Below are 7,475 nucleotides of genomic sequence, written 5' to 3' on the forward strand. Positions count from 1 at the left end.
AGCATGAGCAGGCTGCCTAAAATGCCTGCATTACTAATGTCGCGTGCGGCATATACGATTCCTTGTTGTGCAAGTTGCGGCATTACTGAGAGCTGTGCTTGCAAAATACGTCCCGATACACGTTCAAAGCATTTCCAATAGACAGTGTTAGGATGAAATTGACCTTGTAGATTTAAAGCAATCAAAATCTTTTGCTGTGGTTTAACATGCAAAACCGACAATAATTTCTGTGCTGTTCCTTGAATGGCAACGGATAAAGCAGGCTGATAACTTTCAGCGATATTGCTATGCCCACCAATCAATGCAACATCATAAGCAGTACAAGCATCTTGCATGCCTTGCATTAATAATTGAGCATGCCCAACATTTGTATGCCAAAAGCTATTTACAACAGATAATGCACGACCACCCATTGCTGCAATGTCACTGATATTGGCCATGACTGCAGACCAACCCGCAAAATAAGGATGATTAGCAACAAAACCAGGCAACATCCCTTCACACGCATGTAAAATATATTGTCCTTGGACAGCAACAGCGGCAGTATCATCTCCAGGATAAGCGTATAAAGCTTGCAGAGAATTCACTTTATCCAGATTTGGGATCATTACACTTTTAGCAATCACCTGTTTTGATTGCATAGCTGGAGTTTGTCTCAAATATTCAAGAAGTTGATTGAGTGACATCATCATTCCACCTCTTTTTGCATATAAGCCTGCATGACCACATGCTGTAGCGGATAATGTTCAATTTGAGCTTGCATCATCATATGTGGAATTTCAGCAACCATTAATTCACAGACACTGTTCCAACATAATTTCTGAAAATAACGCTCATTTTGTTGCTGTACAGTCGCTAAGAATGTTTGACATCCTAGATTTTTTGCCGTCGACACTGCTGCATTAATCAGCGCTTTACCAATAGCATGATGATGGCGGTATAATGGCTCTACACATAAACGCCCACCCCACCATGTATTTGCTCCATCCGGGAAGATCCGCACTGCACCTATGACATGATCATGCTCACCAAACATTTGCCCAATCGCAACAATACCTAGAGCTTTAAAGTCATATTCATCACGGTCTTCTTTTAGAATCTTTTGTTCATCGCGAAAAGTTGCCTCTCGCAGGCGATAATATTGACGACGTTCCCAGTCTTCAGTGACCACCTTGATAACAATGTCATCTGTGACAAACTGTTTAAGGTCTTCATTTAATTCTATTAACCATGGATAACCAGAAAGTTGCATACTGTTTCTCCTACTCATAAGCTTTCAGTGAAGAACATGCTCCACATTTGGCACAACCCGCTTGAGTGTCTTCCGAGTTAAGCCCATGTAGACGGAGTTGCTCACCAATTTTTGGATAGAGTGCCTGCATAAAGGCTTGCTCAGGTTTTGAATGATGTTCAAGTGCTGTTCCCTGAATTGGTACAAATGGCACTACAAACGGATAAACGCCCATCTCGGTCAAGTTGGCAGTCATTTCAATGATTTCTTTTTCTGTATCGCCTAGCCCAGCTAAGATATAGGTACTTACTTGCCCCCGACCAAATACCTCAACTGCCGCCTTAAATGCTGCAAAATATGTATTAATTGAAACTTCTGCTTTACCCGGCATAATTTTATGACGTACCCGATCACTCACCGCTTCAAGATGCATACCAATTGACACCGCACCTGCATCTTTTAACTTTTGAAACCATGCAAAATCATCGGGTGGCTCACATTGCACCTGTATAGGTAACTTCACTTCAGCACATATTGCTTTTACACTGTCATATAAAATCTCTGCTCCACGGTCTGGAGTATTAGGTGTGCCAGTGGTAATGACCATTTGCTGTACACCATCGAGTTCCACAGCTGCTTTTGCAACTTCTGCGAGCTGTTCAGGACGTTTCCGAATTAAAGTACGACCACTTTTTAAAGATTGGTCAATCGAACAAAATTGACAAGCCGTAGCTTTATCATTCATACGAATGCAATGTTGTAATACTGTTGTTGCCAAGACATCGTGGCTATGCAAAGTTGCAATTTGCTCATATGGAATACCTTCGTCTGTAGTTAAGTCATAAAACTTTGGACGAGATGGGGCTGTTAATGTTGCTACAGGAATCCGGTTTTTAAATACGATCACTTGGTCAGAATCTGGATCAGCTTTGGCACTGTATGGAGACTCTTGTGCAGCTAGATTCAACACTGGAATCATCATCGTCTGCCCATCTAGGCTGAGTGCCTTATGATCACTTGGCCCTGCACCGCCTTTACGAGATAGACCAAATTCACCATCCCATTTCAGACCGTTACATTGCAAATCAGTCAAAAGTTGTATTGCAGACATACTCACCCCTCTCTATAGAATTGGTTTAATAAGGCTTAAACCTGCTCTTCCGTAAATCTGGAAATCTTTTCAAGATTTGTTAAATCCAAGGATTCGACTTTAAGTTCATGTAGTACCTGTGTCGGACGACGATCAATCAATAAACTTAATAATTCTGGACGGCTATAATGACCAACCGAATCCATCATGCGTTTACGTTTATCAATTAATGAAAAGTCTAAGTCAGCGATACAATAACCTTCACCCTGAGTAACAGGTTCGGCTAGAAATTTCCCTTCAGGCGATACAATAGCAGTGAAGCATCCACCTGAAATTGGACCAATTTCACAACCAGTGTCTTTCATAATTTGTTGTTGTTGCTCAGGATGTAGCCATGCCGTCGCATTAACTACGAAACAACCTGACTCCAAAGCATGGTGCTGAATAGTGGCACTGATCTGATCAGCGAACACCTGTCCGACTAATGAACCAGGGAACATGGCAGCATGAATCTGTTCTCCATCTGCCATTAAGGCAAAACGTGCCAAAGGGTTATAATGCTCCCAGCATGCCAGTGACCCAATACGCCCGACAGCAGAATCAATCGCACGCAACCCACTGCCATCGCCTTGTCCCCACACCATGTGTTCATGATAAGTTGGGGTAATTTTTCGACGATGCTGAATAATCGAGCCATCAGCATCAAATAACAGCTGTGCGTTGTAGATTGTTCCACCCGCGCGCTCATTAATCCCAATAGAAACCACCATTTTTGCTTCAGCACAGGCTTGACCAATCGCAAAGGTTGCTTCAGAAGGGACAACCACAGATTCATTGAGAAGCTTTAAATGTTCCTTACCCATTGCAAACGGTGGTTGTACAAAAGAAAAGTAAGGGTAATAAGGCACTACCGTTTCAGGAAAAACAGCAAACTGTACGCCTTGTTTACCTAGCTCTAAAATCGTATTACAGATTTTTTGTACGGTTTCCTTTTGGCTATAAAGCACTGGACTACACTGTACTGCTGCTGCTTTTACAATCTGATTCATGTCTTATTCCCCTTTCTTAAATCTTTAAACAGTCCAAGTATCAATGATCAGTGCATTGTCACGACGCATCAGTAATTTCAAGTCCATTACATCTAAAGGATTGATTGGACGAATCCCTGGCATTAATGCTTTTTCGGTTTGACCATATAGCGCTTGTAATGCGAATCGGCAGGCATAAACTTCACCACCTTCTTCCATAAAGGCTTTAAGCTGATTATTGACCGCCAAATGTCCAGGAAAAGCTTCAGCACCTAAAGTTGGGAAACCACGTTGTACCCCCAACTGAACACCTGGACCGTAGAGCAAAATTTTGGTTTCAAAACCTTTGCGTAATAATCGTTTTGCTTGTAAGACATTAACCAAGCCAATAGAACCTTCAAAGGCAACGGTGTGGAAAGTCACCAATGCTTTTTCACCCGGCTGAGCTTTTACATCCTCAAATACTTTTTCTTCATAATCGACAAGAAAATCACCATCTTTGTATTGTTCAATATCTACTTTAGGCATAGCCGTTCCTCATATCTACGGTTTCGATTCAACCAACTGTTTTGGTCTATCCGTGTTATTGCGAGAGCTGTGCCAAGATCTATTTTCTGGTAGGAATTAATTTTTATGTCATTGAAATATAATAATTAATATTTTCAAAACTGCTCTTTTAGATGATAAATATAGTGCTGGAAGGTTATGATTTTTCGTAGTATTATGAAATTTCATAACCTATTCTATGAAATTTCGTAGCATGAATAATACCGACTTCATTTCCGATTGGGTTACTACTGAGAATTCAATTCGTCCACTTGCATTTGAACACACCTCTCAAGCCTTACTCGTTTTAGACCCACATCAAAATCAGTTTATTGATGTAAATATTAGTGCTACGAAATTACTCCGCTATGAACGCCATGAGCTGATTCAAAAAACTATCACCTCTATTTTTGGTCATTTTAGTCAACTCCCAGACTTAGTGGCATTTACAGAAGAAACACTAGCTAAAGGCTATGCATGGAATAATGAGCTATATGCTTTTGATAAAAATGGAGAAAAAATTCAATTCGATGTCAGCTCTGTTTCAATCCCATATAAGAATAAGACTCTGCTCATTTGGTCCTTAGTCGATGTCAAAGACTTAGAGCTACGTCAACTGAATAAAAATGCAGATAAAGTCATTCGTGCAGGGCTTAAAGAATGGCAAGCTCTACAAGAACTTTTTATTGATTCTGACACTGGCAAGCATTTGCTGCTAAGCTCAGTAGGTGATGGAATTTATAGTATCGATAAACAAGGATTATGTACCTTTATAAATCCCGTTGGCGCGAGAATGCTAGGATTAAAACCAGAAGATGTGCTTAGTAAAAATATCCATAAAATACACCACCATACTCATGAGAATGGTACGCACTATCCTGTCGAGGAATGCCCAATCTACGCAGCTGTACACGATGGTGTAGTACATGAAGGAATACAAGAGATTTTCTGGCGACGTGATGGCAGTTTTTTTCCTGTGGAATTTACAAGTACACCAATCATCCGTGAAAGCGAGATCATTGGTGCAGTTGTAGTCTTTAGAGATATCAGCGAACGCTTAAATACAGAAAAACAACTCACCCATGCTCTTAACGAACTACAAGACTTAAAAAGTCGACTAGAACAACAAAATGAATATTTACAGGAAGAGATACTACAAGAGAATCAATATCATGAAATTGTGGGAAATAGTGCCTCAATTTTACAAATCATTGAAAAAATTAAAGTAGTTGCTTCTACTGATGCCAATGTCATGATTTATGGCGAATCTGGTACAGGAAAGGAACTGATTGCACGTGCAATCCATCAATCTAGTCATCGTAAACAACAACCTCTTATACGTGTTAACTGTGCAGCCATCCCCTCAGAACTATTTGAAAGTGAATTTTTCGGGCATGTTAAAGGCGCATTTACGGGAGCAGTGCGTGATCGAGCGGGGCGATTTGAACTTGCAGATCAAGGAACATTGTTTCTAGATGAAATTGGTGAAATCCCACTAGAATTACAAAGTAAATTATTAAGAGTATTACAAGAAGGAACATTTGAACGAATTGGTGAAGAAAAAACTCGCCACGTTGATGTCAGGATTATTGCAGCGACTAATCGTAATCTCAGAGAAGAAGTTAAGCTCAAAAATTTCCGTGAAGACTTATACTTCCGCTTGAATGTATTCCCGATTCACTCACCCGCCTTACGAGATAGAAAAGAAGATATTCCTCTATTAGTTTCACACTTTACCAAGCTGATCAGTGAAAATCGTAAAGTGCCTTATTTACCTTTTTCACAAAAACACATCCTCGAACTGCAACACTATGACTGGCCGGGTAATATTCGAGAATTACAAAATGTGTTGGAGCGAGCATTGATTACTGCCAAACATGGCGCTGTTTCATTTAAATATTTACTGGAACAAGAATCCTCTCAGACTATGCAGCACAATCACGCTACAGCAATTGAGCAAGTCCTATCGATACAACAGCTTAAACAGTTAGAAACTGAAAATCTTCAACTGGCAATCAAACAATGTGAAGGTAAAATTTTTGGTGATGAGGGTGCAGCTAAGCTTTTAGGGATTAATCCAACGACACTGATTTCAAAATTAAAAAAATTAGGTATTAAATATTAATGGATATTCAATACCTTACCAACAAATGAATAATCACATTGGGATAAAGCAATGGAAATCAATAGAATTGGTGATATTTCTGCTTTTGTAGCTTCAGTCAGATATGGCAGTTATACTCTTGCAGCGAAACATTTAGGTTTATCACGATCTGCTATTGGTAAAAGTATTGTTCGTTTAGAAGAACAAATGAAAGTGCGACTATTAAATCGAACGACACGAAGCTTAAGCTTGACTGATGAGGGGCAAATTCTCTTTGATTATTGCCAGCAGATTTTAGAAGGTTTAGAAGGTTTAGAAGAAGTTGATCATGTAATGGCTTCACGTCGCCTTGAACCGATTGGTACTTTAAAAATTACAGCTCCTCACTCACTTGGAAATCGATATATTTTACCCATTTTAGACACCTTTCTAAAAAAATGGCCTGGATTAAAAGCAGACATTTCTTTTACAGATCGCTTTGTTGACATCATTGAAGAAGGCTTTGACATAGGTATTCGTGTTGGTGAACCCAAGGATGATTCTCGACTTTTAACACGGACCATCGCATGGCAAAAAATGCAGACATGTGCATCACCACAATATATTAAATTACATGGTTCCCCCCAAACTCCAGAAGATTTAGCAAAATTTGATACAATTTTTCTAAATGGTAGCAACAATCGTAGAAGCTGGAAATTCAAGACAGACTCGGGGATCTATGTTTTTGAAGGTCCTGAGAAGATGAAAATCGATAGTTCAGATGCTATCTTGGCATCTGCAGTTTCAGGGTTTGGTATCATACAACTACCCACCTATATCACACAAGAAAGTATTGATCAGCTCCAACTTATTCCTCTTCTTGAAAAATATACAGTTGAACCCGAGCCTATTCGCATTATTTATCCAAGCAAAAAACATTTGTCTCCAAGAATCAGAATGTTTATCGATTACCTCGTTGAACAATGGACTGTATTGCCTCCTTGGGAAAGAATAGACTCAGGCACTAAAACTTGAGTCTACAAAAAAATTTTGATTAATTAGGGCTTTGTTGCACAAAGATTTCATAACTATATGATTTTAAAAGTTTTGATTATTTCTTGATCCAAAATTAAATTTATTTAAATCAGATGCTTACATATTTATGCAACAAAGCCCAATATAGTTGTAAACCTAGCTTTTCCAAATTGGTAAAACTTCTTGATTAGGTGTCTTGAAAAACATACCAAAATTCCAAGTTCCTTTAATTTGTCGCCAACAACAATAAGTTAAGAAATCTTCACTACGTTGACCAATTATCCAATTACCCCAACCAACCTCTAAGACATCATCGGAGAAGCTACCAAATGCAACACCTATTGCTAAATCGCCCCAGTGTGCTAGTTCAGGGTGTGATTCACGTAGTTGAGCAATATCTTTTCTGTCTTGTTCACTCCATTCGCCATGATCTGAACCAGGGGTCGTCTCAGGAAACGGAAA

General features: G+C 39.4%; 8 protein-coding genes. 2 read left to right on the forward strand and 6 right to left on the reverse strand.

What is annotated here, in order from left to right:
* The 5 genes from B4237_RS11325 to B4237_RS11345 form a co-directional block, all read right to left on the reverse strand.
* Window positions 1-689, reverse strand: a 689-nt coding sequence (locus B4237_RS11325; protein ID WP_286943163.1) for an AIR synthase related protein, incomplete at its 3' end; no start/stop codon positions are given.
* Window positions 689-1,252, reverse strand: a complete 564-nt coding sequence (locus B4237_RS11330; RefSeq protein WP_016541979.1) for an MSMEG_0567/Sll0786 family nitrogen starvation N-acetyltransferase — start codon at window positions 1,250-1,252, stop codon at window positions 689-691. The genes B4237_RS11325 and B4237_RS11330, both read right to left, overlap by 1 nt.
* Window positions 1,253-1,262: 10 nt before the next feature.
* Window positions 1,263-2,342, reverse strand: coding sequence for an MSMEG_0568 family radical SAM protein (locus tag B4237_RS11335; protein ID WP_002058083.1), 1,080 nt, complete (start codon window positions 2,340-2,342; stop codon window positions 1,263-1,265).
* Between the two features lie 35 nt (window positions 2,343-2,377).
* On the reverse strand, window positions 2,378-3,370 hold the full coding sequence (locus tag B4237_RS11340) for a Nit6803 family nitrilase (RefSeq protein WP_286943166.1): 993 nt from the start codon (window positions 3,368-3,370) through the stop codon (window positions 2,378-2,380).
* A 24-nt stretch (window positions 3,371-3,394) separates the two neighbouring features.
* The gene (locus tag B4237_RS11345; protein WP_002058090.1) at window positions 3,395-3,877 is read right to left on the reverse strand and encodes an MSMEG_0572/Sll0783 family nitrogen starvation response protein; all 483 of its coding nucleotides are present in this window, start codon (window positions 3,875-3,877) and stop codon (window positions 3,395-3,397) included.
* A 217-nt stretch (window positions 3,878-4,094) separates the two neighbouring features.
* Here B4237_RS11345 and B4237_RS11350 point away from each other — a divergent pair, with 217 nt between their 5' ends.
* Window positions 4,095-6,020, forward strand: coding sequence for a sigma 54-interacting transcriptional regulator (locus tag B4237_RS11350; RefSeq protein WP_016660412.1), 1,926 nt, complete (start codon window positions 4,095-4,097; stop codon window positions 6,018-6,020).
* Window positions 6,021-6,071: 51 nt separating this feature from the next.
* A complete protein-coding gene (locus tag B4237_RS11355) occupies window positions 6,072-7,013 on the forward strand; it encodes a LysR family transcriptional regulator (RefSeq protein ID WP_075315321.1) in 942 nt (313 codons plus the stop codon).
* Window positions 7,014-7,169: 156 nt separating this feature from the next.
* Here B4237_RS11355 and B4237_RS11360 read toward each other — a convergent pair.
* A partial coding sequence (locus B4237_RS11360; RefSeq protein WP_286943171.1) for a hypothetical protein occupies window positions 7,170-7,475 on the reverse strand: 306 nt, incomplete at its 5' end.

The sequence above is a fragment of the Acinetobacter sp. UBA6526 genome (genome assembly GCF_002434875.1).
In the GTDB taxonomy this organism is placed as follows: Bacteria; Pseudomonadota; Gammaproteobacteria; order Pseudomonadales; family Moraxellaceae; genus Acinetobacter; species Acinetobacter venetianus.

Coding starts and splice junctions, on each gene's coding strand:
- B4237_RS11345 (WP_002058090.1), bottom strand. CDS start 3,877: ATGCCTAAAGTAGATATTGAACAATACAAAGATGGTGATTTTCTTGTC.
- B4237_RS11350 (WP_016660412.1), top strand. CDS start 4,095: ATGAAATTTCGTAGCATGAATAATACCGACTTCATTTCCGATTGGGTT.
- B4237_RS11355 (WP_075315321.1), top strand. CDS start 6,072: ATGGAAATCAATAGAATTGGTGATATTTCTGCTTTTGTAGCTTCAGTC.
- B4237_RS11340 (WP_286943166.1), bottom strand. CDS start 3,370: ATGAATCAGATTGTAAAAGCAGCAGCAGTACAGTGTAGTCCAGTGCTT.
- B4237_RS11335 (WP_002058083.1), bottom strand. CDS start 2,342: ATGTCTGCAATACAACTTTTGACTGATTTGCAATGTAACGGTCTGAAA.
- B4237_RS11330 (WP_016541979.1), bottom strand. CDS start 1,252: ATGCAACTTTCTGGTTATCCATGGTTAATAGAATTAAATGAAGACCTT.